Raw genomic sequence first — 24,676 nt, 5'->3', positions numbered from 1 at the left:
CAGGGAAATGGGACATGCGACGAACTCTTGCATCGATGTTACTGATCCTGTCACTGGCCTTCGGCGCAACGACGACCGCGCAGACCGTGCTACCGACCGGCGGCCTCCCGCCCTGGCATTTCGGCATGTCGCCGCAGGAGGTCACCTCGCAGGTCGACGCCGGCCCGTACAAGTCGTTCACCAACGGCGACCTCGAGACCTATAACGGACTGTTCGATGGTCACAAGGAGAACGTGCAGTTCTTCTTCAAGGAGGGGAAGCTCGTCCGCATCGGCGTTTACCTTTACGAAGGCGAGGACATCAAGGCCGCCTCGAAGGTCTGGGCGACGACGTATCGCGCCCTGAAGGCGAAGTACGGTGCTGTCGAGCTCCCGGACATCACCTTCGATCCGCCGACCGCGACGCCTGAGCCCGATCTCGTCGGCATTGTCGCCGGAGGGAATGTACAGGTGACGGGCAAGTCGCAGATGGCGCCGTTCAACCAGCCATCCGACGCGTTCGTTTTCGCGAGTTTTAGCCGCGCGAATCCGGTCGGCCGCGTCACCTATTACGTCACCGTGATGTACGACCCGCCACATCATTGAGCGAAGTCAGCGAAACAAATGAGGCACGAAGCAGCTCGTATTGCGCGTAATACGATCGTCGTCTTCGCGTATCCCGATACCTGCCGGTTCGTCGCCGATCACCCACGAGCCGACCAGGGCATGACGGCCGTCGAATACCGGTAGCGGCGCGAGAGACTGATAAACCTGGAAGGATTTGGCATCAGCGCGCTCGCCAGCGGCAAGTACCACGATGCCCTCGCCTTCGCGTCCCCAGTACGGCTTCCCGACCACCGCACCCTCGACATCCTCGCGGCGCCGGCTCGCAGGCAGCAGGTTCGGATGCCGCGGAAAGTATTCCCAGAGGATGGGCAGGATGGCCTTATTGGAGAGCAACATTTTCCACGGCGGCTCGATCCAGCGGGTACCACTCGCGGGAATATGCTGGGCGAAGGCCTCGCTCATCAGCCACTCCCACGGATACAACTTGAACAGCCGGTCGATGGGACGGTCGGCAAGGTCGATGAACGCGTTGCCGGACCAGCCGATCGATTCGATGTCGAGGGCATCGACCGCGTGCCCTGCCTGCGTGCAGGTGTCCAGCAGGTAGTCGCAGGTCGTCGCGTCTTCGGGGTTGTCGTAGCACGCGGCGAAGTGCACGCGCGGGCCACCCCCGACAACGCGCCATCGTTCGATCAACTTCTCGTGGATCGAGTTGAACTGGTCCGCGTCAGGGGCGACCTCTTCCAGCCAGTACCACTGCACCACCGAGGCTTCGAACAGCGAGGTCGGGGTGTCGGCGTTGTACTCGAGAAGCTTCGGCGGCGAGCGTCCGTCGAAAGACAGGTCCATACGGCCATACAAGGCGGGATCGCGATCGAACCAGCTACGCTCGATCAGCTGCGCGGCGCGATCATCGAGGCCGAGGTCGGCGTAACGACCGGCGCGGACGATGCGATCGACGGCATCGAGGCAGAGGCCATGCAACTCGGCTGTCGCCGCTTCGAGCGTATCCACGGCGGCTTCGTCGAATACGTAGCACGCATCCTCACGCCAGTAGGCCTGGCCGTCGATCGTATGGAAGCCGAAACCAAGCGCCTCCACGGAAGACTGCCAGTCAGGTCTTGGGGTTAGCGATGCGCGTTGCACAGGGGTATGCATCCAAAATCTTTGGAAGCGATCGTATCAGTGCAATACGAGGATCATAAAGCCTGCGACCCGGCGCGCGGTGACCATCGACGCCAGGAATCTTGATCACGGACATCACGGCGTGAACTGCGTCTTTCCCTAGGCGCCCACCACGCGAGCTTTCACGGGCGAGGCAGCAGGCAGGCACTGGCAGTTAGCGGCGCAGCATGATGGTTGTACCCCCGTTTGAGCGCGAGTCCGCGGATGCTGTGCACGAGTCGATCGCGCAGACCGTCGGCCGCCGAGGCGTGCCCGCGCCAATTGATGGCCATCTACCGTAGGTATGTTGAGTCACGTGCCTAGAATGTGTAGGACTTCACCTACAGACATCTGCCTCAAATGCGTTCAGGATGCGCCCCGCCGCCCTGTGGGATTGATCCACGCGTACCAACGCATCCCCCGGTGCTCCTCTGGTCGCACGGTCGATAACTTACGCATCGGCGCGGCGAGCATGTTCAGATCACCTCTAGGGGGAGGATGCAATGAGTAGTACAGACGCGCGACCGCCGTACGTTCCAATCATTAAGTGGCAGCAGTATGAACGGAGTGCACTGGCCGCATTAGAGAAGCCGGTCGCAGATCGTATACTGCCGTGCTTAGAAATCCGGGATAGCTCGCAACACGACGCGCTCATCAAGCACCTCGCCACGGTGTGGCCACGCTTGGTGCTCGTGGACTACGCGGACCCCTCGGGAACTCTCACGGCTTCGCGCTTCAAGGAGTTGTCTACGTTCTTAAAGCAGCTACCGGCCGATGACTCGTCGGTTATCCCGGTGTTCGGACCGCCAGATGTGCTTCGGTTGGGAGGGACGGCAGTCGCCTCAATTCTTAAGAAACGCCACCGCGTCGGCCTGCGACTGCGTACAAGGCAGTCTGGTTCGGACGCCGCAGCCCTGGCGATGATCCAACAGGCGCTTCAAATTTTGGGCATCGCGGCGGAATCAGTGGTGCTTCTGGTCGACATGGGCACGACGCCGACGCTTACGAGCAATGAGCGCTCGTCGTTCGCCTCGTTCATCGCCGGCTGCGCGGCGCTCGGCTTCAATATGGTCACCGTGGCGTCGGGTGCATTTCCATCCGATCTTCAGTCGATCAAGGGCTCAAAGCTCATCGATCGTGACGACTGGGTGCTATGGACGAGCTTGGTTCCCTTAATTCCCAGCGTAAACATTGGCTTTGCCGATTACGGGATCCTGAGCCCCAAGTGGGAAGAGATCCAATTAACGCGGCGGGGGGGAAAGGCGACGATCAAGTACGCGCTCGATAATAGTTGGCGGATCATTCGGGGCACGGACAAGACCAAAGGTCAATCGATTGCCATCAGCGTCCTGATGACCACCGTGCACCAGGCGGAGTTTAGGAAGAAGGGCTACTCGCACGGCGACACGATGATTGCTGACCGCGTCGATCCTTCGTTGCCCTTATCTAAGAAGAAGGGAGGAAATGCCCATATCACCGAAGCGTGGACGATACACATCACGTACTTGGTGAAAGCTCAGTATTAGCAGAGTGCGGGACTTTCGAAGCGGCGGGCGATGTGTTGAGGGACCAGAGATGCCAACTCAGCCAAGTGCAATTGCCCTGCGAGGAACGCTTGCATGTCGTAGAGACTTTTCGTCTTCCAGCCACGTTCGTGCCCGAGCCCTCGGATGAGGGAGAGGCATTCGTCGCGGAGCAAGGTGGCCGCAAGGTTGTAAGCGTCTTGGCCACGATTAGCGCGTGCCGGGCGCAAGTGACGGAACTTCCCATCGGCAGTGATGGGGATGACGATCACGCCCCACCACTCAGGCAGGAGAGGCATCGCGCGCTCCAAGTGGCGCTCCGCAGTCACCAACGTAACTTTCTTGAAGGTCTTGGTGTAACGCGAGCCTTGAGCGATAAGCCGGCCAAGAGAGTCAGCGTCGCTCTTGATCTCATAGCAATGAAATTCGCCGATCTCAACGACGTCGGCGCGACCCAAGCCGCGTTCGAGCTTGAACTCTTCGATAAATCGAAGCGGGGGCGTTGGGGAGCGGTCTGAAAGGTGAGCTTTCAGAGCGATTTTGATATCGGCTTCAAGCATATTCGAGCATCCCGCAGGCACGCCGACATCATACCAGTGCTTGGTGCAAATCTGTATGCATATATGGTAAATTTGCATATATGCGAACCCGTCGAGCTACCCCCGTCGATCCGGTCGGCCTAGCGCAGGATTTGCGACGCCGCTTTGCGACCATGGGGTTAAACAGTAGTAGCGCCATCGCAGCCGAGGTTGGAATCAACCAGTCCCAAGTATTCCGGAACTTATTTGGTCAACCGAAGCGGCTCACCCGGACACTTATACAGCTGCGCGATTTTGCATATGCAAAATCGCAACCCGTCGCCCATGATCCTTCTTCTTCCCCCCACCTGATGCAGGCGCTTGCCGAGGTCTGGGATGGGACTGAACGACATGCTGAATTGATTGCGGCTATGCTCCGATCAATTCATCAAGCCAAACTCAAGTGAGGTCGTTGCGACGGCAATTGCGAAAAGGATCAGGCCCATGACAACGACATCACATCCGCTAACGGCCACTCGCGCCTACGCTGTGCTTAAGGAGCATGGCTTCCCCCGAACTTTCGTCGAGCGATTGCTGCCCGATTGGTGGGATAACGCACTCTTAGGCACCAGCGCAGGCTCGCTTCAGTTCGCGATGATCTTGCAGCAACGTCTTGGCCTAGAGGTTTCGTTTGTCGAGGATGGGACGATTGCCGTTGGAACCCGACCCGGGCCACGTCGATTCAAACATCGCGCAGGCACGCGACAGGAAGAGCTTCAAGTCGCCGCCAACATCGGACTCGCGCTCGCCAGACTCGGCGCCTTCGCATCATCCGAAACCTATCGACCGCTGCCGAAAAGTGCCGTAGAGCTTGCGGAACTTGTCGCGGGCCCCGATGCGGTAGTGGATTTCTCCCGGTTATTGGCGGTGCTCTGGGAGCACGGCATCCCTGTATTGTTCTTAAGCGAGCTGCCGCGCGGGTGCAAACGGTTAACCGGTATGGCCACCGTTGTGGATGGACGTCCCGTCATCGTTCTTGGTCTTAAGCACCAACAACGGTCGAGACAGTTGTTCGTTCTTGCCCATGAACTCGGGCACATACAGTGCGGCCACGTCGGCGAAGGCAGCATCCTGATCGACGAGGACATCGTCAGCGTGTCCAACGCGATTACGACGCCGGCGACATCGCTTGACAGCGAGGAAGCCCAAGCGGACGCGTACGCCCTGGCACTTATCCGGCGCGGCGCGACCGCACAAGCCGTCCGCTTAAACGAACATCACACATCGACGACTCTAGCTGGTGAAGCCTTCCAGCTTGGTCAGGCGTTGAGGATCGACCCGGGCCATCTCATACTGTCGTTTGCGCAAGAGCGCTCGCAGTGGCCCTTAGCGAGTCAAGCGATTGAGTACTACCCCGACTCAGGAGGTGCGCTGGAGCTGATCAAGAATGCCTTGGTCAGCTATGCGCAGCTGGATAGGCTCAGCGAAGAAAATCGCGAGTACCTGCTAGCCGCCCAAGGATTCCAAGACTAAGGAGGGTTGCTCATGGTGTTGCTTGACAGCGATGTAGCGAGGAAGTGTTGTCAGTACGGCCTGGTCGATGAACTCGTCCATTCGTATGGATGCCTCGCGTCGGACGTCGCCGTATTGCCACAACTAAGGTTCCAGCTCAGGATCGGCAAACCTGCCGCAGTGGCGAAACTTGGAACGGAAGCCGCCGTCGCTGCTGCCGAATCCTTTCTTGCGAAAGCGAAGGAAGTTCAACTGAGCCCCGAGGCTGCCAACCTCGTTCTTTCGCTGCAAATTCCTGGCATCGATACCGGCGAACAGGTGCTCTTTGCCGCTTTGCTGATGGATCAATCGTCCCAACTGCTGACCGGCGATAAGCGCGCTCTCGCGACGCTCGCCACGGTACCTGACGCAGCTTCCGCCTGGCCTCGAATCCGAGCCTTGGAGCACGCGATCCTCAGGATTCTAAGCATTGAGGACTTTTCGCGGATCTCAGCGAAAATTCGGAGCTGTCCCGATGCCGATATGAGCTTGAGTCTGGCGTTTGGGCGTACGGCGCCGGCAACCAAAGACAGTGTCGTGGAAGGCCTCTCGAGCTATGTGAACGAACTGATTGCTCGTACGCTCGGATACTATTGCGGCGTGCCATGAGGGCGTTCTGATCCCAGCTCGGAGTCACCATCGTCTATCAGCTGTGTTGTTGAGCTCGCCTGCGCGCGCCGTAAGCATGCGCGGCTGTCGCCGCTTCGAGCGTATCCACGGCGGCTTCGTCGAATACGTAGCACGCATCCTCACGCCAGTAGGCCTGGCCGTCGATCGTATGGAAGCCGAAACCAAGCGCCTCGACTTTGTCCTGCCAACCTTCGCGTGGCGCAATGATGTCGCGACGCATCAGCCGCCCCGCGCGGAGACGCGGCCGCTCGAGCCGAAGCCACCACGGCTGCCGAAGTCGAATCCGGACGGACCATGGCCGGTGAAGCCGGACCCGGAGGCGTAGCTCCGGCCCGGGCCAGGATCGCCCTTGATCGGACCATTGCGCCAGTCACTGCGATACCACGGGCCGTAATAGTGGTACCCACCACCGCCCGCATAGCCTGTGCCGCCGACCGCCTGGTCGCGCGTGCACTGACCGGTGGCGTAGTCGTGCTCGCAGTCTTCCTGCGAGTTGTAGCTGTTGCGCTGCACGTCCTTGCCGCCGAGCGTGGCGAAGCCCACCGCCGCGGCGCCAAGCACACCCAGGGTGATCGCGACGGTTCGCTTGCGCGTCAGTGGTTCCTTCTGTGGGTAGAAGGAAGGATGTCGGTACCCCGTCGCGGGTTTGAACGCCGCATCCTTTTGCGGGGCGATAGACGTCGTCTTCGTGTCCTTTTCCATGGCAGGTGCCTCAGTAGGACATCGCAGCGGCATTCAGCGCGCCGACGCATATCGCGACGATCGCGACGAAAAGAGCGACCGACCTCACGTCCTCTTCGATTTTCTGGCGCAGGTCACGCACCATCAGCCGAAGCACAAAGTGGGTCAGCAACTGCACGACCCATGCGACCAGGCCCCACAGGGCAAGGTCGGTGAGGCTTACGCTGTGCGCGATGGCACTGGCCAGCGGCTGCACGAAGCCCAGCGCCGCGCCGCCGAGACTGATCGCCGCCGAGAGGTTGCCATCACGGATCAACGCCATCTCGCGTTGCGGCGTGATCCAGATGTAGGTCACCACGAAGGCGACGAAGTAGAGGATGCCCAGGGCGAGATACGCCACGAAGGCGGGCAGGGTGAACAGGTCCGAGACGATCACGAAGGCTTCCTTGTTCTGTCTGTGTGTGGGATTTCGCGAGCGCCTATCGCCGATAAATCGGCTCCTACCGAGCGGGGTGTGCTTCGCCAAGTAGGAGCCGATTCATCGGCGATGCTTTTACTCGCCGAGCCCAAGCTCGGTGGCGAAGAACGTCATTGACAACGCCGCATTACCGACACGCTGGCTGAAAGGCGCGCCGATACCATGCCCCGCATTCATGCGTGTCAGCAGCAACACGGGCTGCCCGGACGTGCTTGCGTCCTGCAACGCCGCGGCGAACTTGCGTGACTGCCACGGAGCGACACGCGGGTCGTTGGCACCGGTGGTCAGCAGCACGGCCGGGTACGCCGTCCCCTTCTTCACGTTGTGCAATGGCGACCACGCCAGGGTGGCTTTTGCTTGCGCATCGTCCTTCACGGTGCCGTACTCGCTCACGTTGTACGGACCATTCGCGAATGCGGTTTCGTGGCGCGGCACGTCGTAAATACCGACGGCTCCGACCACGGCGCGATACTGCTCCGGATGCTGGGTGAGTGCTGCGCCCATCAACAGGCCGCCGTTGCTGCCGCCGAGGATGCCGAGGTGCTTCGTGTCGGTCCACTTCGAGGAAACCATGGCCTGCGCCGCGGCGTAGAAGTCGTCGAACACGTTCTGCTTGTGCAGCTTTTGGCCCTGTTCGTGCCAGGCTTCGCCGAACTCGTTGCCGCCACGGATGTTGGCGTAAGCCAGGACGCCGCCACGCTCGAGCCACGCGAGGTTGGCGCCGATAAAGCCCGGCGTCACCGGAATGCCGAAGCCACCGTAGCTGTAGAGGATGGTCGGGCGCTTGCCGTTCGGCGTGATGCCGTCCATCGAGATCACGGTGACCGGGACCTTGCTGCCGTCCTTCGAGACGCCGTCCACGCGGGTCACGCGGACCTTCGAATAGTCGGCGGCGGGCTTCACTTCGAAGATGGTCTTCAGCGAACCGCTGGCGCCGTCGTACTCCGCCCAATGGGTCGGCGTGGTCCAGCCGACGTAGGAAATCAGCGCCTTGTTCTGGCCGGACTCGGAGGCGATGCCGCTGATAGTGACACCCGTGGCGGGTAGCGGTACGCGACGAACGAAGCCTGCCTTTGCGTCGTACTGGTCGGCCCACCAGTCGGGACCCGCACTGCGCACGACCAGGAAGCCGTCACCGAGCGGGGTCACGCGCTGGATCGCGCCCTCGCCTTGTTCGAGCACGGGCGTGGTCTTGCCGCCCGCCCCTACCGCGACGATCTTGCCCCGCGGCGCACCGGCGAAGCTGACCACGAAAAGGCGGTCGCCCACCCACGCGGCCGAGCGCGCGTCGGCGTCGTGGCCGAGTACGCGGGCAAAGGAGCCCTTGCCTTCGCGCAGGTACACCTCGGCCGGGCCGCCATCGCCTTCGTTGGCGAGCAGCGCGACGGACTTGCCCGCGCTGCCTTCGAGCAGGATGTACTCGGCGACGTGCGAGTAACCCTTGCCGAAGACCGTGCGGTCCTTGCTGGCCGGCTCGCCGATCGTGTGGTGCGCGAGCACGGCATCGAACTCGCGCAGGGCCTGACCGGCCTTCGGCGTTTCGAAGCGCGCGTAGGTCACACCCTTCTCGTCGGCATCCCAGGCCAGCGCCTGGGGTGTCGTGCCACCGCCGGCCAGGGGCAGGACATCGCCCAACGGCTTGCCGCTGGTGGTGTCGAGGATATGGATGGTGGTCAGCTCGCTGCCGCCTTCGGCCGTGCCGTAGGCAAGATAACGGCCGCTCGGCGACGGCCAGTATTCGGTGATGGCGGTGTTGCCATCACCCTGGTTGAGATCGACAAGGGTGCGGGTGGGGCCATCCGGCCAGGCCTTGCCGACCAGCACGGGCTGCGGCTGCGGGGGCGTGTTCTCGAAATAGAACAAGGTGCCGCCGGCCAGCGTGGGCGACGAGCGGGTGGTCGAGGTGATCGCCAGTTCGCGGATGCGGGCGCTCAGCGTCTTGCCCAGCGGCATCGCGCCGACGGTCGCTTCGGTATAGGCGTTCTGCGCGTCGATCCACGCCGTCACGTCCGCCGCGTCCGGGTTCTCCAGCCAACGGTAGGGATCGTTCACCGGCTGCCCGGCGAGTGTTTCGGCGACCACATGCTTCGGCGTCGGCGGCGGGCTGGTGGGGGCGGCGTGGGCGCCGCAGGCAACGAGCAGGCTCGCGGCGAGCAGGCGGGGAACGAGTACGCGCATGGGGGACGACTCCGGTGGAGGGGACCCGAGCGTATCAAAGGCGCGCTATCCTCGACCGATTTGCCAGACCCGGGAAACGTTCGATGCGCGTACTCGCCGCCGCCCTGCTTACTGTCTTAGCCGCCGCGCCGGCCTTCGCCGCGCCACCGCCGCCGCTGGACATGGAAACCATCATGGCCGACCCGGACTGGATCGGCGCACCGGTTGAAGACGCTTACTGGAGCGTCGACGGCACGCAGCTGTACTACTCGCTGAAGCACGACGGCACGCCGGTCCGCGATCTCTACCGCGTCGCAGCCACCGGTGGCGCGCCGGTGCAGCTGGATCCGAAGGCCGCCGCGGGCGCCGATGGCACCAAGCTGGTGTTCGACCGCGAGCACCGCCATGCGGCCTTTATCCGGCACGGTGACATCTTCCTGCGTGACCTCGGTACGGGCGCCACGGTGCAGGTGACCCGGTCGGCGGCGAAGGAGCGAGACCCGCACTTCTCCCTGGATGGCCGCCTGCTTTCCTTTCGAAGTGGCAACGCCTGGTTCACCTACGCGGTCGCCGGCGGCCCGGTGACGCCAGCCGCGCTGCTCGAAGAGAAGGACGATCCGAAAGCGACGAAATCCGATGACCTGAAGGACGACCAGCAGGCCATCTTCAAGACGTTGCGCAGCCTGCGCGCGGACGACGATGCGATGAAGGCCGACGCAGAGGCGCTGGCCGCCGCCGATCCGGGCCAGGCGCCGCAGCCGTTCTGGTTGGGCAAGAACGTCACGGTGACCGATACCTCGTTGTCGCCGGACGGCCGCTGGATGCTGGTGGTTACCCAGGCCAAGGACGCCGATGGCGGCAAGATCGCCGACCTCACACATTACGTCACCGACTCCGGCTACGCCGAAGCCGAGGCCACGCGCGCCTACGTCGGCCGCAACGATCCGGCACCCCAGTCCCTGCGGCTGCTCGACCTCCGTGCGCACACCAGCTTCGAGCTCGACACCGCGAAACTCCCGGGTATCGGCGAGGATCCGCTCGCCGAGCTCCGTGCGAAGACCGTGGCCGCGCTGCGCAAGGACGGCAAGGGTGACCGTGCCGACGCACTGGCTGCACCGAAGGTCCGGCCCGTCATCGTCAACGGCGAGTACAGCCCGGGCATCGTCTGGAGCGACGACGGTCACAACGTGGCCGTGCAGTTGCGCGCGATCGACAACAAGGACCGCTGGATCGCCAGCGTCGACTTCGACAGGCATGCACTGGTCAGCCAGCACCGCCTGACCGACAAGGCCTGGATCAACTGGGACGGCAACGACTTCGGCTGGCTGCGCGATGGCCGCACCCTCTGGTACCTCAGCGAGGAATCCGGGTTCGCCCAGCTCTACACGCGCCCGCTCGGCGGCAAGGCCACGGCGATCACCAGCGGCCGCTTTGAAACCGACCACCCCGTGCTCAGCCCGGATGGTTCGACCTTTTTCGTGCGCACCAACCAGGTCGCACCGTATAGCTACGACATCTACAAAGTGCCCTCGACCGGTGGCGCGCTGACCCGCATCACGACGTTCGAAGGCCTGGACGATTTCAACCTGTCGCCGGACGGCCGCACGCTCGCTGTCCTGCACTCTTCGCCGTATGTTCCGTCGCAACTGGCAACGATCGGAGTGGACGGCGCGGCTGCCCGTGAGCTCACGGACACACGCAAGCCCGGCTACAAGGCCCGTGATTGGGTTGCGCCGAAGATCGTCCAGGTTCCTTCCAGCCATGGCGCGGGCACCATCTGGGCGAAGTTCTATGGTCCGGCGGACGGTGGCAACGCCGCCTCTCGCCCGGCGGTGATCTTCGTCCACGGTGCCGGCTACCTGCAGAACGTGCACCTGTCCTACCCGGCGTACTTTCGCGAGCAGATGTTCCACAACCTGCTGGTGCAGCGCGGTTATGTCGTGATCGACATGGATTACCGCGCCTCGAAGGGTTACGGCCGCGACTGGCGCACGGCGATCTACCGCAACATGGGTCATCCCGAACTCGAGGACCTGCTCGACGGCAAGGCCTGGCTGGTGAAGAACCAGCACGTGGATCCCAAGCGCGTCGGCATCTATGGCGGCAGCTACGGCGGCTTCATGACCCTGATGGCGCTGCTGCGCGCCCCGGGTGAGTTCGCGGCCGGCGCGGCCCTGCGCCCGGTCACCGACTGGACCAGCTACAACCACGAATACTCGGCCAACATCCTCAACGATCCCCAGCTCGATCCCGAGGCCTACGCGACCAGCTCGCCCATCATGTATGCGGACAAGCTGTCCGACCCGCTGCTGATGGAACATGGCCTGATCGACGACAACGTGCTGGCCAGCGACACGGTCCGCCTGTACCAGCGTTTCATCGAGCTGCACAAGAAGAACTTCTGGATGTCGCTGTATCCCCTGGAGCGCCACGGTTTCGTGCATCCGGACTCCTGGTACGACGAATACCGCCGTATCGACGAGTTGTTCCAGCAGAACCTGCACCAGTAAGCCAGCCGCTGTGCTCTTGTGGGAGCCGATTCATCGGCGATGCCCTGACGCTTCCTGTGGGAGCCGATTCATCGGCGATGGCGGTTTCGGCTAAACCGCTCCGTTGGCTTTTCGCCGATGAATCGGCTCCCACATGTCCTCATTCGCCGATGAATCGGCTCCCACAAGGGCGCTGCGTGGAAATTTTACGCAGGCTTTACGCCCCCAGCCCGACGCGATACGCAAGAAATATCGCCACGGGAGAACAATGCGCCGTCTTCTTCGACGGAATGCACCCGTGGAACTCCTGTACGTCCTTCTCGTTGTCGTCCTTACGGCGCTGACGATCGGTTTCCTCATGATTTGCGACCGTCTCGGTCGTCGCTGAGGAGCCCGCCATGTCCCTTGTCCTGCTTATCGCCACCGTGGTTGCGGTGGCCCTGACCGGTTACCTCTGCGTCGCCCTGTTGAAGCCGGAGTGGTTCGAATGACCGCGAACGACTTCTTCCAGGTCGGCCTGTATCTGGCCGTCCTCCTCGTGCTGGTGAAACCCATGGGCCACTACATGGCCCAGGTGTTCGCCGAGACGCCCAACCGCGTGAACCGCTTCGGCGCCCGCGCTGAAAACCTGCTCTATCGTCTGTCGGGCATCCGCGCCGACGAGGACATGAGCTGGAAGCGCTACGCCATCGCCATGCTGGTCTTCAACGTAGCCGGCCTCGCCGTCGTCTACATCCTCCAGCGCACGCAGCAGTGGTTGCCGCTGAACCCGCAGCACTTCGGTGCGATCACGCCGGATTCGGCGATGAACACCGCGGTGAGTTTCGCGACGAACACGAACTGGCAGGGTTACGCCGGCGAGTCGACGATGAGTTACTTCACCCAGGCCATCGGCCTTGCGGTGCAGAACTTCCTGTCGGCGGCGACCGGCATCGCCGTGCTGATCGCGGTCATCCGTGGCTTCAGCCGTCGCGGCGTCGCAGCGGTGGGCAACTTCTGGGTCGACATGACCCGGGCCACGCTCTACGTGCTCATTCCGTTTTCCCTGGTGATCGCCCTGTTGCTGGTTTCGCAGGGTGTGGTGCAGAACGTGTCGGCCTATGTCGACGTCGCGACCCTGCAGCACGGCCAGCAGACCTTGCCGATGGGTCCGGCGGCGTCGCAGATCGCGATCAAGATGCTCGGCACCAACGGCGGTGGCTTTTTCAACGCCAACTCCGCGCATCCGTTCGAGAATCCGACGCCGTTCTCCAACTTCGTCGAGATGCTGGCGATCTTTCTTGTTCCGGCGTCACTTTGCTACACCTTCGGCAGCATGGTCGGCGATCGCCGCCAGGGCTGGGCGCTGCTCGCCACCATGCTGCTTATTTTCGTCCCGCTGACGCTGGGACTCGTAGCCGCCGAACAGGCCGGTAACCCGGCGCTGCACGGGTTGGCCATCGACGCGCAGGCCTCGGCCACGCAGGCCGGCGGCAACATGGAAGGCAAGGAGACGCGCTTCGGCATCGCCGCGTCCGGGTTGTTCGCCGCCATCACGACGGCAGCGTCCTGCGGCGCGGTGAACGCCGCGCACGACTCGCTTACGCCGCTCGGTGGCCTCGTGCCCATGTGGCTGATGCAGCTGGGTGAAGTGATCTTCGGCGGTGTCGGCTCGGGTCTGTACGGCATGCTCGCCTTCGCCGTGGTCGCGGTGTTCATTGCCGGGCTGATGGTGGGTCGTACACCGGAATACCTCGGCAAGAAGATCGAAGCGCACGAGATGAAGATGGCGAGCCTCGCCGTACTGATTCCATGTGCCCTGGTGGTGATCTGCACGGCCATCGCGGTGATGACGCCGGCCGGCACAGCGGCAGTCGCCAACCCCGGAGCGCACGGTTTCAGTGAGATTCTCTACGCGGTCAGTTCGGCGTCGAATAACAACGGCAGCGCGTTCGGTGGGCTTTCCGCCAATACGCCCTTCTGGAACGTCTTGCTGGCCATCTGCATGTTCCTTGCCCGTTTCCCGCTGGCGATCGCGATGCTCGCCATGGCTGGCTCACTGGCCGCCAAGCGTCACGTGCCGGAAACCGCCGGCACCCTGCCAACGCATACACCGCTCTTCGTCACCCTGCTTGCCTGCGTCGTCATCGTCGTCGGCGCACTGACCTTCCTTCCGGCACTCGCCCTTGGGCCGATCGCCGAACAACTGATGTCCGCTACGGGCCACTGATCCATGACTTCCCAAGCCCATACTCCGCGTGGTTTCGATCGCGCGCTGGTGACTCGCGCCCTCGTCGACGCGTTCCGCAAGCTCTCGCCGCGCATGCAGTTCCGCAACCCGGTGATGTTCGTGGTCTTCGTGTGCAGCGTGGCCACCACGCTGCTCTGGGTGCAGGCCCTTACGGGTCACGCCGAAGCGCCGACCGCGTTCATCTTCTGGGTCAGCCTCTGGTTGTGGTTCACCTTGCTGTTCGCCAACTTCGCCGAAGCGCTGGCGGAAGGTCGCGGAAAGGCCCAGGCCGATGCGCTGCGCGGTTCCCGTCGTGACGTGATGGCGAAGAAGCTCGCTTCCGCAGACCGCGAGGCGCCCATTGTCTTCACCCCGTCCAGCGAGCTTCGCCTCGGCCATCACGTCCTCGTCGAAGCCGGTGAGATCGTGCCCGGCGATGGCGAGATCGTAGTCGGCGCGGCCAGCGTCGACGAGAGTGCGATCACCGGCGAATCCGCACCGGTGATCCGTGAGTCCGGCGGCGACCGCAGCGCGGTCACCGGCGGCACCCGCGTGCTCTCCGACTGGATCGTGGTGCGCATTTCCAGCAACCCCGGCGAGAGCTTCCTCGACCGCATGATCTCGATGGTCGAAGGCGCTTCTCGCCGCAAGACGCCGAACGAGATCGCGCTGACGATCCTGCTGGCGAAGTTCACCCTGATCTTCCTGCTGGCCTGTGCGACGCTGCTGCCGTACTCGATCTACAGCGTGCAGGCCGCCGGCGCGGGTGAGCCGATCAGCCTGACCGTACTCATCGCGCTACTGGTCTGCCTGATTCCGACGACGATCGGCGCCCTGCTCTCGGCCATCGGTATCGCCGGCATGGATCGCATGATCCGCGCCAACGTCATCGCCACGTCGGGCCGCGCGGTCGAGGCCGCCGGTGACGTGGACGTGCTGTTGCTCGACAAGACCGGCACGATCACGCTCGGCAACCGCCAGGCCGTGGCGTTCCATCCGGCCCCGGGTATCGAGGAACGCGAACTGGCCGAAGCCGCCGAGCTTGCCTCGCGTGCCGATGAAACGCCCGAGGGCCGCAGCATCGTTACGCTGGCCGCGAAGTTCATCGCCGCCAGCGTGAGCGAGCGCCGCCACGACGATCGCCACGCCGAGTTCGTGCCGTTCACCGCGCAGACCCGCATGAGCGGCGTCGATGTCGGCACCCGCCATATCCGCAAGGGTGCGATGGACGCGGTCGAGCGCTACCTCGACTCCCAGGATAGCCACATGCCGCCGTTGGTCCGCCGCATGGCCGAAGACGTGGCCCGTCGTGGAGCTACGCCGCTGGTCGTGGTCGACGGCTCCCTGACCCTGGGCGTGGTTGAGCTCAAGGACATCGTCAAGGACGGCATCAAGGAGCGCTTCGCCGAGATGCGCAAGATGGGCATCCGCACCATCATGATCACCGGCGACAACCCGCTCACGGCGGCGGCGATCGCGGCCGAAGCCGGCGTCGACGACTTCCTCGCCGAGGCAACGCCGGAAGCCAAGCTCAAGCTCATCCGCGACATGCAGGCCGAGAACCGCCTGGTGGCGATGTGCGGCGACGGCACCAACGACGCACCGGCGCTGGCCCAGGCCGACGTGGCCGTGGCCATGAACAGCGGCACGCAGGCGGCGAAAGAAGCCGGCAACATGGTCGACCTGGATTCCAATCCGACCAAGCTGATCGAGATTGTCGCCATCGGCAAGCAGATGCTGATCACCCGCGGCTCGCTGACCACGTTCTCCATCGCCAACGATATCGCCAAATATTTCGCGATCATTCCCGCGGCGTTCGCCACGACGTACCCCGCACTCAATGCGCTCAACGTCATGCACCTGGCCACGCCACGCAGCGCGATCCTGTCCGCGGTGATCTTCAACGCGCTGATCATCATCTGTCTCATTCCGCTCGCACTGAAGGGCGTGGCCTACCGCGCGCTCGGCGCTGGCGCGCTCCTGCGTCGAAATCTGCTCGTCTACGGGCTTGGCGGCATCGTCGTGCCCTTCATTGGCATCAAGTTGATCGACATGCTGCTGGTCCTTCTTGGACTCGCCTGACCGAGGTCGCCCCATGCATTCCGTGAAGCTCACCGTTTTCATCGAAGACCACGCCGACCTGGACATGGAAGTCCGCGTCGTCGCCCCGGAACACGTCGCTGCCGTTGCGGGCGCGCCGATCGCGGTAATCAAGCCGCGCATGGTTCCGGCAACACCGCCCAACGACGACGAATACACGCTCGGCGGCTACGCCGGCATCTGAACGCCGTCTTCTGTAAAGCCCAACCCACCCACTCCACCGATAAAGGGGTCCCGAAAGGGATCGGTCAAAACGCCATGCGTACCACTCGTTATGCTTTCCTCGCCGCCATGTTCGCACTCGCACCTGTCACCAAGGCCATGGCCTCGGGCAGTGACGACTGCTCCCAGGGATTCGGTAGCCGCCTTGCCGCCGCCTACCGCGAAGATGCCCAGCCGGCCGATCCCAACGCTGAGGCGCCGGCACGCCGCGGCATGGCCGCGCCGTTCTCGTCACCGCCGTTCCCCTCGGCGGAATGGCAGCTAGGTGGCGTCCCCTATCCGATCGGTGCGCCGAACGAGAATTCGCAGTACCCGCTCGAGAAGGCACTTGCCTGCAACAGCGTCGGCAAGTGGATGAAGGACAATCGCATCGAGGTCTATGGCTGGCTCAATGCCTCGGCCAACCTGAGCACGTCCTCGCACACGAACTATCCCGTGTCGTACGCGGTGCGTCCTAATCGCATCGAGTTCAACCAGGCCCTGTTCCGCATCGAGCGCCTGGCCGACACCGTGCAGACCGATCACGTGGACTGGGGCTTCCACCTGGATAACCTCTATGGTTATGACTACCACTTCACCACGGCGAAGGGCGTCTTCAGCAACCAGCTTCTCAACAATCCCAAGCCGAACGAGCCGCTCAACGGCAAGATTTACGGCTATGACCCGATGCTGTTCTACGGTGACATCTACCTGCCGCACATTGCCGAAGGCATGGATATCCGCATCGGTCGCTGGTTGTCGTTGCCGGACATCGAGGCGCAGTTCTCGCCTAACAACTATCTGGTCACCCACTCGATCCTCTACACCGTGGATCCGTACACCCAGATGGGTGTGATGACCACGACGCGCCTCAACCAGCAGTGGACTTTGCAGGTGGGCATCAACGGTGGCAACGACACCGCGGTGTGGAACCATTCGGCACGCCCGACGTTGCAGGCCTGCGTACGCTACGTGTCGTCCGACAACAACGACATGCTCTATCCCTGCGTGAACAGCTTCAACAACTCCGACTACAACTACAACAACGTGCAGATGTACGTGACCACCTGGGGCCATCGCTTCAGTGACAACGTACACATGCTCACCGAGGCGTACTACATGTACGGCCGCAACATTCCGGGCTATGGCGAGGACTTCGATCCGAAAGTCGCCGGCTCGTCGCCGTTCCCGGGAAAGGCCGGCGAGTACGGCATCGTGAACTACTTCAACGTCGAACTGGATCCGAAGAACATGATCTCGTTCCGCAACGAGTTCTATAACGACCAGAAGGGTCAGCGCACCGGGTACCCGACCAAGTACACCAGCCACACGCTCGGCATGACCCATTGGGTGACTCCGGATCTCGAGATCCGTCCCGAAATCCGTTACGACCGGTCTTACGACGTCGATGCATACAATGGTGGCCGCAAGGACTACCAGGCCACCGCCGTCGTCGACGCGATCCTGCACTACTAAGGAACTCCCATGACCACCTTGCTGCGTAACGCCATCGTCCTGCTCCTGCTCATGACCGCGGTCACCGGCGTGGCCTATCCGGCGGTGGTCGGTGGGCTATCGGCCCTGCTGTTCCCGCACCAGGCGGCGGGCAGCCTGGTCGAACGTGATGGCAAGCCGGTCGGCTCCGCGCTGATCGGCCAGTCGTTCACGGCGCCCGGCTACTTCTGGGGTCGCCCGTCGGCGACCACGCCGGGCCCGAACAATGCCGCGGCGTCCACCCCGTCGAACCTGGGCCCGACCAACCCGGCCCTGGCCAAAGCGGCGAGCGATCGCATCGCCGCGCTGCGTAACGCCGATCCCCTCAACAAGGCCGCCGTGCCGGTGGACCTGGTGACGGCGTCGGGCAGTGGCCTGGATCCGGAGATCAGCCCGGCCGCGGCCGAGTACCAGCTGGCTCGCGTGGCCAGGGCAAGGCACCTGGACCCCGCGAAGTTGCGCGAGCTGATTGCCGCCAATACCGACGGGCGCCAGCTCGGTGTGCTCGGCGAGCCTCGGGTGAATGTGTTGAAGCTCAACCTGGCTGTTGATCAAGCGTCTCGGTAACACCCATCGCCGATGAATCGGCTCCTACAGAAGCAGGGCGCCGCTACAACGAGCGGGCCCGCGCTCTTGTAGGAGCCGATTCATCGGCGATACCAGTTTGCCTCAGCCCATCGGCTACCCTTCGCTCATGCACCCTTCGCCCCCGGCCACGCCTCATGACTGACGACCGCGACGCCCGCGCCAACGCGCTGCTCAGTGCCGCGAAGGAAGAGGACGGCCAACGCCTCAAGGTCTTCCTCGGCGCGGCACCCGGTGTCGGCAAGACCTACGCCATGCTTTCCGCGGCCCGCGATCTGAAACGCCAGGGCATCGACGTGGTCGTCGGACTCGTCGAAACCCACGGGCGTTCGGACACCGTCGCCCTGGTCGACGGGCTGGAAGTGCTGCCGACCCGACCCGTGCGCTATGCCGGCCGGGACTTCCGGGAATTCGATCTCGAGGCCGCGCTCGCGCGTCGGCCCGCCGTGTTGCTGGTCGACGAACTGGCTCACACCAATCTTCCCGGTGGCCGCCACACGCGCCGCTGGCAGGATATCGCCGAACTGCTGGATGCCGGCATCGAGGTCTACACGGCACTCAATGTCCAGCACCTGGAGAGCCTCAACGACCAGATCCGCCGGATCACCGGCGTGGCCGTCCGCGAGACCGTGCCGGACGCCTTCCTCGACCGGGCACGCGATATCGTGCTGGTCGACCTGCCGCCGCGCGAACTGATCGGCCGGCTCAAGCAGGGCAAGGTCTATGTGCCGGAAACGGCAGCCGTCGCACTGGATGCCTATTTCTCGCCGACCAACCTCGCCGCCCTGCGCGAGCTCGCCGTGGAAACCGTGGCAGCGCATGTCGACAGTGACCTGCGCGAGCACATGCTCGCCCGTGGCGATGCCATGCCGGTGCGCCGCCGTTGCATGGCTGCCATCGACGGCCACGGGCAGAGCGAATACCTCGTGCGGATCACTCGACGCATCGCGGAGCGTCGTGGCGCGCCCTGGAGCGTGGTCTTCGTCGATCGCGGCGGCCTCGATGCCGAGCGGCGCGAGCGCGTGGATTCCGCGATGCGTCTTGCGCGCCGACTCGGTGGTGAAGGCGTGATCCTGCGCGGCCATGCCGTGGCCGATGAACTGCTCACCTGGGCCGATCGCGAAGGCGTCGGCCAGATCATCGTCGGTCGTACCCGCGAGCGGCCGATCGCCCGGCGCCTCGGGTTCTCGCTCACCCAGCAGCTGCTACGCCGCGGCGCGCACCTCGAGCTGACCATCGTCGCCACGCCGGCCGAACGCGCTCGCGCACGTCGACGCCTGCGCTTCAAGGATGGCGGCGGGTCCCGCCGCGAGTACGCGTTCGCCACGGGAGCGACCGCCATCGCCATGGCGTTGTCGTTCGTTGCCGATCGCTTCCTGTCGGTGGCCAACCTCTCACTGATCTTCCTCACCGCCGTGCTCGTCGTCGCGGTGCGTACGCGCATGGCCGTGGCTGTGTACACGGCGCTGCTCTGCTTCCTGGGTTACAACTTCTTCTTCGCCCCGCCGCGCTACACGCTGGCCATCGCCAACGCCGATGATGTGCTCGCCGTTGTCCTGTTCCTCGTCGTCGCGCTGGTCTGCAGCCGGCTGGCGACACGGCTGGCCGGACAGGTGACGTCGCTGCGCGCTGCACAGGTGCGTGCCCGCGCGTTGGTCGCACTGGGCCAGCAACTGGCGACCAGCGCCGACGCCGACAGCATCCGCAAGGCCGGCGCGGGGGCATTGGCCCGCGCGCTTTCGATCGAGATCGCGATGCTTGCACGCGACGAGAGCGGCCACTTCAAGGTCGTGAACTCGGTTCCCGATGCCTTCGCGTTATCCACGCAGGACCTCGCGGCCGCCGACTGGTGTGAGGGCCATGCCGAGCCGGCAGGCCGCTACACCGATACGCTGCATGCCGCCTCCTGCTGGATGCTGCCGCTCGGCGCCGAACACCAGCGGGCCGGCGTCGTCGCGTTGCGCTTTCCGCTGAGCGCACGCGAGCCCGATGCCGACCGGCGCAGCCTCGCCCTGGCCATGGTGCAGGACATCGGCCAGGCACTCGATCGGGCGCGCCTCGCGCACGAACTGGAAAGCGCGCGCGTGCAGGGTGAAACCGAACGTCTGCGCAGTGCCCTGCTCTCGTCGGTCTCACACGACCTGCGCTCCCCGCTGGCCTCGATGATCGGCTCCGCCGGCACCCTGCTCAGTTACGACGCCCAGCTGCCCGCCAACGAGCGGCACGAACTGCTCCAGGCCATTCTCGGCGAGGGCCAGCGTCTCGATCGTTACATCCAGAACCTGCTCGACATGACCCGTCTTGGCCACGGCACGCTGCAGCTCCATCGAGACTGGGTGGACGCTGGCGAGATCGTCGCCGCTGCCGTGTCGCGCATGCACAAGCTATTTCCCGAGGTGCGGATCGACATGCACCTGCCCACCGACACGGTGCTGCTGCATGTGCACCCCGCGCTGATCGAGCAGGCGTTGTTCAATATCCTCGAGAATGCGGGCCGCTTCACACCGCCCGAGGAGCCGATTCGCGTCACGGTCCGCTCGGAGGCGGGTCGCCTGCTGGTGGACGTGGCCGATCGCGGTCCGGGTATTCCGGAGGACGAGCGGGCGCGGATTTTCGACATGTTCTATTCGGTGACGCGCGGCGACCGCGGCGGCAAGGGGACCGGGCTGGGCCTGGCGATCTGCCGTGGCATGATCGGCGCGCATGGCGGCAGCGTGGAGGCCTTGCCCCACGTGGGCGGAGGCACGACCATCCGGGTCTCACTGCCGCTGCCGCCGCCCCCTACCGAGAACGCATGAACCCCACCGCTCCACGAGTACTGGTGATCGACGACGAAGCGCAGATCCGCCGCTTCCTCGATATCGGCCTGCGTGCCGAGGGCTACCAGGTGCTGCTCGCCGCCACGGGGCAGGAAGGCCTGGGCCTGGCCGTGACGCAATCGCCGGATGTCGTCGTGCTCGACATCGGCCTGCCGGACATGGAAGGCCATGATGTGTTGCGTGAAATCCGAACATGGAGCGAAGTCCCCGTGCTGATGCTCTCCGTGCGTGACTCGGAAAGCGAGAAGGTGCGTGCGCTCGACCAGGGTGCCAACGACTACGTGACCAAGCCCTTCGGCATCCAGGAACTGATGGCGCGCCTGCGTGTGTTGCTCCGTCAGGGCGCCAAGGGTGGTCAGGCCGATGCGCCCGTGCGCTATGACGACGGCAGTCTGGTGATCGACCTCGCGCGCCGCGAAGTGCTGCTCGATGGCGCGCCGGTCGCGCTTACACGCAAGGAATTCGCCGTCCTCTCGCTCCTGGTCCGTCATCCCGGCCGCGTCGTCAGTCAGCAGCAGATCCTCCGCGAAGTCTGGGGTGCGACACACACGCAGGACACGCATTACCTGCGCATCGTCATGGGCAAGCTCCGCCTCAAACTGGGTGACGATCCATCCACACCGCGCTGGCTCAAAACCGAACCCGGCGTCGGCTACCGCTTCCCCGCCACCTGAGCCGCCAAGGCCTGCTTCCCTGTGGCACTTCCTGTGGGAGCCGCTTCAGCGGCGATAGGGTGCTCGCAAATCCGGCACCTAAAGAACGTAGCAGCCGATTCATCGGCGAACAGATGCCCCCAAAACCGGCGCAACCCCACGCGCCAACAAACGCCAAGCGTCGCCTCGAACCCCGCCAACTGTGACGCACTCCACACCCCGGACAACCCGGTACATTTTTCAGACTATTCTGATTTCCATCGACGAATGAACCCATGACCTTCCGCCTCCTCTCACCAAGGAGCACGTCATGCATTCCTCCCCAAACCGCGCTTTCCTTCAGCACGTCGCGGCTGTCGCCGCCCTGCTTACGGCTGTCGCCATCGCGACGCCGGCGTTCGCCCGGTCACTCGCGTGTTCGAGCGAACGCTTCACCACCGGCAAGCGAACGATGCCGAGCTACGACGAAGCCATGGCCGAATGCCTTGCACAGGAAACCGCTATGACGAACCCGGAATCAGGCGCTTTCACACCGTTGCGCTCATGTCACGAGATCGGCTCGAAGGGAAACCATGGGCCGTGGTTGCATGGCCGTATCGGCGTGGACGTGGTTGAGCGCAGCAGCGGGGATCGCTACACATTCGAGGGGATGTGGATGTGCAAGCCGGTGGCCGAGGCCGCCGCAAGCACCCATCGCCGCTGAAGCGGCTCCTACGGAGGAGCGCATGAGTAGCGGCGATGATGTGGGCAATGGCGATTACGTGCCGGTGGCCTGTCGCGCAAGATAGCGACCCGGCGAATCGCCGAAGGCGCGGCGAAACATGGCCACGAAAGCGCTCGGCGTGGCGTAGCCGAGGGCATCGGAAACCACCGAGACGGGCTCGCCGTGCGCCAGGCGTTCGAGCCCGCGCGTCAGCCGCGCCTGCTGCCGCCATTGCGCCACGCTGCACTGGGTTTCCTGGCGGAACAGGCGCGTGAGCGTGCGCGAGGACATGCCGGCCCAGTTGGCCCAGTCGTCGATGCCGCGCGTGTCATGGGGGTTCTCGTACATGGCCATCGCGACACGGCGGAGGCGGCGATCCAGCGGCATCGGCAGATGCAGTGCCTCCACGGGCGCGCGCCGGAGTTCATCGAGCAGGACGGCGAACAGGCGCTCGCGCTCCGGCTCCGGCTCCGCGGTAGCGACGTCGACAGGCCACGTCGCGGCGCGCTTGACGATGGCGCGGAAGAGATCGTTTACCCCGACCACGCACGGCCGATCGGGAAGGACGGACGCGGCACACGGCGCGATGAAGACGCCCCAGGCGTGGCTGGGACCCGCAATGCTCACCGTGTGCATCATCCCCGGCGGCATCCAGCCGGCACGGTGCGGCGGCAGCAGGTAGGAGCCGTGCTCCGTGCGGGTGATGAAAAGCCCTTGTTCCACGTAGAAAAACTGCCCGCGCACGTGGCTGTGCCAGTCCGTTTCACGAAGCGGTATTTCGCCGCGCGCCTCGTAGGCGATGAGCGGCGGGCCGTCGGCGCTCTCGAGGAGCCGATGTAGGACTTCGTCGTGCATTTGGCCGAATCTCGACATAAGTTGGCCCACTAACGATATCAGGCCGATACCTTCCATGGCTAACATTTGCAACCCCAAGCAACTGTCCCTGCGCGCGGCATCCGCCGACACCTGCGCCCGTGACCCTGAAGCGGAGATCCCTATGATCCGTCTCGTCACTACCGATTTAAGCGAATTGAGCGAAGGCCAGGAGGCGGGCGATGCCTTGGTGACCTTCGTCGCCTGTGCCCACGCCATGCTCGATCCGACCACGTCCGAAGACCAGGTCCGCCGACTGGAACCCCGTCTGCTGGCTCAGTTACCGACCCTGAGGGCGCTCGGTGTGTTCGACCTTTTCGAGGTACGCGACGCCGCCCTGGCGGCGCTGCTGGCCGAAGAAGGATGAATATCCGAGAAACCTGAAATATCAGGACAGCACATATTTGCCTTGACAACTATATTTTGGGCAATAGAATGCGTGTCCATGAACAGCCACCTGTGCCTCTCCTACGACGGTCGCGACACCCTGGGTGCCCTCATCGGCATGGTGCGTAGCGAAATCGTCCGCGCGATCGAAGCGGATCTCGCCGCGTTGGGTGCGGACCTGAAGTTCACCCAGTTTCATGTATTGAAACGTCTGGCCACCCACGGCCCGATGACGGCGACGGAACTGGCACGGGCGGTGGACCTGGACGGCGGCGCCATGACGCGGCAGCTCGACCAGCTCGAGTCCAAGGGTTACCTGCGGCGCAAACAGCACGAGCAGGACCGCCGGGCCTTGCGCATCGAGCTGACCGAGGCCGGTGAGGCGCTCTGGAAGCATCTGTACGAAAGCAACATCGCGACGCTGGATCGGGCCCAGAAGGACCTCTCCCACACCGAGCGCGAGCAGTTGCACGATTACCTGGAGCGCGTGCTCAACGCGCTCCGCGACAAAGACTGAACTAAACGTCCGAGGCAAAACGCATGCGTCTGCACACTCTCGTGGCGGCCGTCGGGGCCGCGTTGATTCTTTCCGGCTGTGTCACCAGCCGTGGACTGGATCCGCAGGGTCAGCTCACCGACCCGACCACCCTTCACGCCGACCGTACCCTGTCCAAGGTCGCCGTCTCGCCGGCCGGCTGGCCGTCGGCCGACTGGTGGACCGGGCTGGGCGACAGCCAGCTCACCTCACTGATCGAGGAAGCACTGAAGGACAACCCGGATCTGGCCACGGCCGACGCACGCGTGCGTCAGGCGCAGGCCCAGAGCGCCGGCGCCGATGCCGCGCGCGATCCGACGTTCAACGTCGGTGCGGGCGCCGCCGGCGCGCATCTGCCGGGTTCGTTGCTGCCGTCGCCCC

General features: G+C 64.1%; 25 protein-coding genes and 1 pseudogene. 18 read left to right on the top strand and 8 right to left on the bottom strand.

Going from position 1 to position 24,676, the window contains the following annotated elements; all coding sequences use genetic code 11:
- Positions 1–14: 14 nt before the first annotated feature.
- Entirely contained in the window at positions 15–584 is a 570-nt protein-coding gene (locus tag AC1DSN_RS01335; RefSeq protein ID WP_477299161.1) for a hypothetical protein, read from the top strand.
- Between the two features lie 6 nt (positions 585–590).
- Here AC1DSN_RS01335 and AC1DSN_RS01330 read toward each other — a convergent pair whose 3' ends face one another.
- Entirely contained in the window at positions 591–1,703 is a 1,113-nt protein-coding gene (locus AC1DSN_RS01330) for a glutathionylspermidine synthase family protein (protein WP_477329310.1), read from the bottom strand.
- Between the two features lie 509 nt (positions 1,704–2,212).
- On the opposite strand from AC1DSN_RS01330, the gene AC1DSN_RS01325 reads away from it, so the two are divergent.
- Positions 2,213–3,235 carry a beta family protein gene (locus AC1DSN_RS01325; protein ID WP_477329308.1) on the top strand — a complete coding sequence of 341 codons (1,023 nt, stop codon included), beginning with the start codon at positions 2,213–2,215 and terminating at the stop codon, positions 3,233–3,235.
- On the opposite strand, the gene AC1DSN_RS01320 is transcribed toward AC1DSN_RS01325, so the two are convergent.
- Positions 3,232–3,792, bottom strand: coding sequence for a sce7726 family protein (locus AC1DSN_RS01320; RefSeq protein WP_477297540.1), 561 nt, complete (start codon positions 3,790–3,792; stop codon positions 3,232–3,234). The genes AC1DSN_RS01325 and AC1DSN_RS01320 overlap by 4 nt on opposite strands.
- A gap of 80 nt (positions 3,793–3,872) precedes the next feature.
- Here AC1DSN_RS01320 and AC1DSN_RS01315 point away from each other — a divergent pair, with 80 nt between their 5' ends.
- Genes AC1DSN_RS01315 through AC1DSN_RS01305 form a run of 3 tightly spaced genes read left to right on the top strand, consistent with a single transcriptional unit; the run spans position 3,873 to position 5,910 of the window.
- Positions 3,873–4,217, top strand: a complete 345-nt coding sequence (locus AC1DSN_RS01315; RefSeq protein WP_477329306.1) for a hypothetical protein — start codon at positions 3,873–3,875, stop codon at positions 4,215–4,217.
- A gap of 37 nt (positions 4,218–4,254) precedes the next feature.
- Entirely contained in the window at positions 4,255–5,283 is a 1,029-nt protein-coding gene (locus tag AC1DSN_RS01310) for an ImmA/IrrE family metallo-endopeptidase (RefSeq protein WP_477329304.1), read from the top strand.
- A gap of 12 nt (positions 5,284–5,295) precedes the next feature.
- The gene (locus AC1DSN_RS01305) at positions 5,296–5,910 is read left to right on the top strand and encodes a hypothetical protein (protein ID WP_477297535.1); all 615 of its coding nucleotides are present in this window, start codon (positions 5,296–5,298) and stop codon (positions 5,908–5,910) included.
- 37 nt (positions 5,911–5,947) lie between these two features.
- On the opposite strand, the gene AC1DSN_RS01300 is transcribed toward AC1DSN_RS01305, so the two are convergent.
- From AC1DSN_RS01300 to AC1DSN_RS01285, 4 genes are all read right to left on the bottom strand, one after another.
- The gene (locus AC1DSN_RS01300) at positions 5,948–6,151 is read right to left on the bottom strand and encodes a glutathionylspermidine synthase family protein (protein ID WP_477329302.1); all 204 of its coding nucleotides are present in this window, start codon (positions 6,149–6,151) and stop codon (positions 5,948–5,950) included.
- Positions 6,151–6,633 (bottom strand): hypothetical protein, encoded by a 483-nt coding sequence (locus tag AC1DSN_RS01295; protein ID WP_477329300.1) that lies wholly within the window; start codon positions 6,631–6,633, stop codon positions 6,151–6,153. The genes AC1DSN_RS01300 and AC1DSN_RS01295 overlap by 1 nt, the downstream gene beginning before the upstream one ends.
- A 10-nt stretch (positions 6,634–6,643) precedes the next feature.
- Complete coding sequence (locus AC1DSN_RS01290) at positions 6,644–7,048, bottom strand: DUF350 domain-containing protein (protein ID WP_477295666.1); 405 nt, start codon at positions 7,046–7,048, stop codon at positions 6,644–6,646.
- A 117-nt stretch (positions 7,049–7,165) separates the two neighbouring features.
- A complete protein-coding gene (locus tag AC1DSN_RS01285) occupies positions 7,166–9,268 on the bottom strand; it encodes a prolyl oligopeptidase family serine peptidase (protein ID WP_477295668.1) in 2,103 nt (700 codons plus the stop codon).
- A gap of 83 nt (positions 9,269–9,351) precedes the next feature.
- Here AC1DSN_RS01285 and AC1DSN_RS01280 point away from each other — a divergent pair, with 83 nt between their 5' ends.
- Positions 9,352–11,757, top strand: coding sequence for a S9 family peptidase (locus AC1DSN_RS01280; RefSeq protein ID WP_477295670.1), 2,406 nt, complete (start codon positions 9,352–9,354; stop codon positions 11,755–11,757).
- A 196-nt stretch (positions 11,758–11,953) separates the two neighbouring features.
- Here AC1DSN_RS01280 and AC1DSN_RS01275 read toward each other — a convergent pair whose 3' ends face one another.
- On the bottom strand, positions 11,954–12,136 hold the full coding sequence (locus AC1DSN_RS01275; RefSeq protein ID WP_477295672.1) for a hypothetical protein: 183 nt from the start codon (positions 12,134–12,136) through the stop codon (positions 11,954–11,956).
- Between AC1DSN_RS01275 and kdpF the strand changes: the two genes are divergently transcribed.
- From kdpF to AC1DSN_RS01230, 9 genes are all read left to right on the top strand, one after another.
- Entirely contained in the window at positions 12,135–12,227 is a 93-nt protein-coding gene (gene kdpF, locus AC1DSN_RS01270; protein WP_063571509.1) for a K(+)-transporting ATPase subunit F, read from the top strand. The genes AC1DSN_RS01275 and kdpF overlap by 2 nt on opposite strands.
- On the top strand, positions 12,224–13,945 hold the full coding sequence (gene kdpA, locus AC1DSN_RS01265; RefSeq protein ID WP_477329298.1) for a potassium-transporting ATPase subunit KdpA: 1,722 nt from the start codon (positions 12,224–12,226) through the stop codon (positions 13,943–13,945). The genes kdpF and kdpA overlap by 4 nt, the downstream gene beginning before the upstream one ends.
- Positions 13,946–13,948: 3 nt before the next feature.
- A complete protein-coding gene (kdpB, locus tag AC1DSN_RS01260) occupies positions 13,949–16,027 on the top strand; it encodes a potassium-transporting ATPase subunit KdpB (RefSeq protein ID WP_477295677.1) in 2,079 nt (692 codons plus the stop codon).
- Between the two features lie 13 nt (positions 16,028–16,040).
- Positions 16,041–16,229 (top strand): hypothetical protein, encoded by a 189-nt coding sequence (locus tag AC1DSN_RS01255; protein WP_063571506.1) that lies wholly within the window; start codon positions 16,041–16,043, stop codon positions 16,227–16,229.
- 74 nt (positions 16,230–16,303) lie between these two features.
- The gene (locus AC1DSN_RS01250) at positions 16,304–17,722 is read left to right on the top strand and encodes an outer membrane beta-barrel protein (protein WP_063571505.1); all 1,419 of its coding nucleotides are present in this window, start codon (positions 16,304–16,306) and stop codon (positions 17,720–17,722) included.
- A gap of 9 nt (positions 17,723–17,731) precedes the next feature.
- On the top strand, positions 17,732–18,307 hold the full coding sequence (gene kdpC / locus AC1DSN_RS01245; RefSeq protein WP_477295679.1) for a potassium-transporting ATPase subunit KdpC: 576 nt from the start codon (positions 17,732–17,734) through the stop codon (positions 18,305–18,307).
- A gap of 155 nt (positions 18,308–18,462) precedes the next feature.
- The gene (locus tag AC1DSN_RS01240) at positions 18,463–21,123 is read left to right on the top strand and encodes an ATP-binding protein (protein ID WP_477293661.1); all 2,661 of its coding nucleotides are present in this window, start codon (positions 18,463–18,465) and stop codon (positions 21,121–21,123) included.
- On the top strand, positions 21,120–21,818 hold the full coding sequence (locus AC1DSN_RS01235; RefSeq protein ID WP_213949967.1) for a response regulator: 699 nt from the start codon (positions 21,120–21,122) through the stop codon (positions 21,816–21,818). Before AC1DSN_RS01240 ends, AC1DSN_RS01235 begins: the two co-directional genes overlap by 4 nt.
- Positions 21,819–22,107: 289 nt before the next feature.
- Entirely contained in the window at positions 22,108–22,500 is a 393-nt protein-coding gene (locus AC1DSN_RS01230; RefSeq protein ID WP_477293659.1) for a hypothetical protein, read from the top strand.
- Positions 22,501–22,554: 54 nt separating this feature from the next.
- On the opposite strand, the gene AC1DSN_RS01225 is transcribed toward AC1DSN_RS01230, so the two are convergent.
- Positions 22,555–23,355, bottom strand: coding sequence for an AraC family transcriptional regulator (locus AC1DSN_RS01225; RefSeq protein ID WP_213949965.1), 801 nt, complete (start codon positions 23,353–23,355; stop codon positions 22,555–22,557).
- 142 nt (positions 23,356–23,497) lie between these two features.
- On the opposite strand from AC1DSN_RS01225, the gene AC1DSN_RS01220 reads away from it, so the two are divergent.
- The 3 genes and pseudogenes from AC1DSN_RS01220 to AC1DSN_RS01210 all read left to right on the top strand — a co-directional run.
- Complete coding sequence (locus tag AC1DSN_RS01220) at positions 23,498–23,740, top strand: hypothetical protein (protein ID WP_477293656.1); 243 nt, start codon at positions 23,498–23,500, stop codon at positions 23,738–23,740.
- Between the two features lie 78 nt (positions 23,741–23,818).
- Positions 23,819–24,277, top strand: a complete 459-nt coding sequence (locus tag AC1DSN_RS01215) for a MarR family winged helix-turn-helix transcriptional regulator (protein ID WP_063574111.1) — start codon at positions 23,819–23,821, stop codon at positions 24,275–24,277.
- A 23-nt stretch (positions 24,278–24,300) separates the two neighbouring features.
- Positions 24,301–24,676, top strand: a pseudogene (locus AC1DSN_RS01210) (multidrug RND transporter); the annotation flags it as partial.

This window comes from Luteibacter sp. P4_D7_3, from assembly GCF_056401735.1.
This window is presented reverse-complemented; position numbering and strand designations above follow the sequence as displayed.

Excerpts from the sequence above, each read along its gene's own strand:
- AC1DSN_RS01285 (WP_477295668.1), bottom strand. The coding sequence starts at position 9,268 with ATGCGCGTACTCGTTCCCCGCCTGCTCGCCGCGAGCCTGCTCGTTGCC.
- kdpF (WP_063571509.1), top strand. The coding sequence starts at position 12,135 with ATGTCCCTTGTCCTGCTTATCGCCACCGTGGTTGCGGTGGCCCTGACC.
- AC1DSN_RS01250 (WP_063571505.1), top strand. The coding sequence starts at position 16,304 with ATGCGTACCACTCGTTATGCTTTCCTCGCCGCCATGTTCGCACTCGCA.
- kdpB (WP_477295677.1), top strand. The coding sequence starts at position 13,949 with ATGACTTCCCAAGCCCATACTCCGCGTGGTTTCGATCGCGCGCTGGTG.
- AC1DSN_RS01325 (WP_477329308.1), top strand. The coding sequence starts at position 2,213 with ATGAGTAGTACAGACGCGCGACCGCCGTACGTTCCAATCATTAAGTGG.
- AC1DSN_RS01255 (WP_063571506.1), top strand. The coding sequence starts at position 16,041 with ATGCATTCCGTGAAGCTCACCGTTTTCATCGAAGACCACGCCGACCTG.
- AC1DSN_RS01295 (WP_477329300.1), bottom strand. The coding sequence starts at position 6,633 with ATGGAAAAGGACACGAAGACGACGTCTATCGCCCCGCAAAAGGATGCG.
- AC1DSN_RS01220 (WP_477293656.1), top strand. The coding sequence starts at position 23,498 with ATGATCCGTCTCGTCACTACCGATTTAAGCGAATTGAGCGAAGGCCAG.
- AC1DSN_RS01305 (WP_477297535.1), top strand. The coding sequence starts at position 5,296 with ATGGTGTTGCTTGACAGCGATGTAGCGAGGAAGTGTTGTCAGTACGGC.
- AC1DSN_RS01275 (WP_477295672.1), bottom strand. The coding sequence starts at position 12,136 with ATGGCGGGCTCCTCAGCGACGACCGAGACGGTCGCAAATCATGAGGAA.
- AC1DSN_RS01335 (WP_477299161.1), top strand. The coding sequence starts at position 15 with ATGCGACGAACTCTTGCATCGATGTTACTGATCCTGTCACTGGCCTTC.
- AC1DSN_RS01310 (WP_477329304.1), top strand. The coding sequence starts at position 4,255 with ATGACAACGACATCACATCCGCTAACGGCCACTCGCGCCTACGCTGTG.
- AC1DSN_RS01300 (WP_477329302.1), bottom strand. The coding sequence starts at position 6,151 with ATGCGTCGCGACATCATTGCGCCACGCGAAGGTTGGCAGGACAAAGTC.
- AC1DSN_RS01230 (WP_477293659.1), top strand. The coding sequence starts at position 22,108 with ATGCATTCCTCCCCAAACCGCGCTTTCCTTCAGCACGTCGCGGCTGTC.
- AC1DSN_RS01235 (WP_213949967.1), top strand. The coding sequence starts at position 21,120 with ATGAACCCCACCGCTCCACGAGTACTGGTGATCGACGACGAAGCGCAG.
- AC1DSN_RS01225 (WP_213949965.1), bottom strand. The coding sequence starts at position 23,355 with ATGCACGACGAAGTCCTACATCGGCTCCTCGAGAGCGCCGACGGCCCG.
- AC1DSN_RS01320 (WP_477297540.1), bottom strand. The coding sequence starts at position 3,792 with ATGCTTGAAGCCGATATCAAAATCGCTCTGAAAGCTCACCTTTCAGAC.
- AC1DSN_RS01280 (WP_477295670.1), top strand. The coding sequence starts at position 9,352 with ATGCGCGTACTCGCCGCCGCCCTGCTTACTGTCTTAGCCGCCGCGCCG.
- kdpA (WP_477329298.1), top strand. The coding sequence starts at position 12,224 with ATGACCGCGAACGACTTCTTCCAGGTCGGCCTGTATCTGGCCGTCCTC.
- AC1DSN_RS01315 (WP_477329306.1), top strand. The coding sequence starts at position 3,873 with ATGCGAACCCGTCGAGCTACCCCCGTCGATCCGGTCGGCCTAGCGCAG.
- AC1DSN_RS01330 (WP_477329310.1), bottom strand. The coding sequence starts at position 1,703 with ATGCATACCCCTGTGCAACGCGCATCGCTAACCCCAAGACCTGACTGG.
- AC1DSN_RS01240 (WP_477293661.1), top strand. The coding sequence starts at position 18,463 with ATGACTGACGACCGCGACGCCCGCGCCAACGCGCTGCTCAGTGCCGCG.
- kdpC (WP_477295679.1), top strand. The coding sequence starts at position 17,732 with ATGACCACCTTGCTGCGTAACGCCATCGTCCTGCTCCTGCTCATGACC.
- AC1DSN_RS01215 (WP_063574111.1), top strand. The coding sequence starts at position 23,819 with ATGAACAGCCACCTGTGCCTCTCCTACGACGGTCGCGACACCCTGGGT.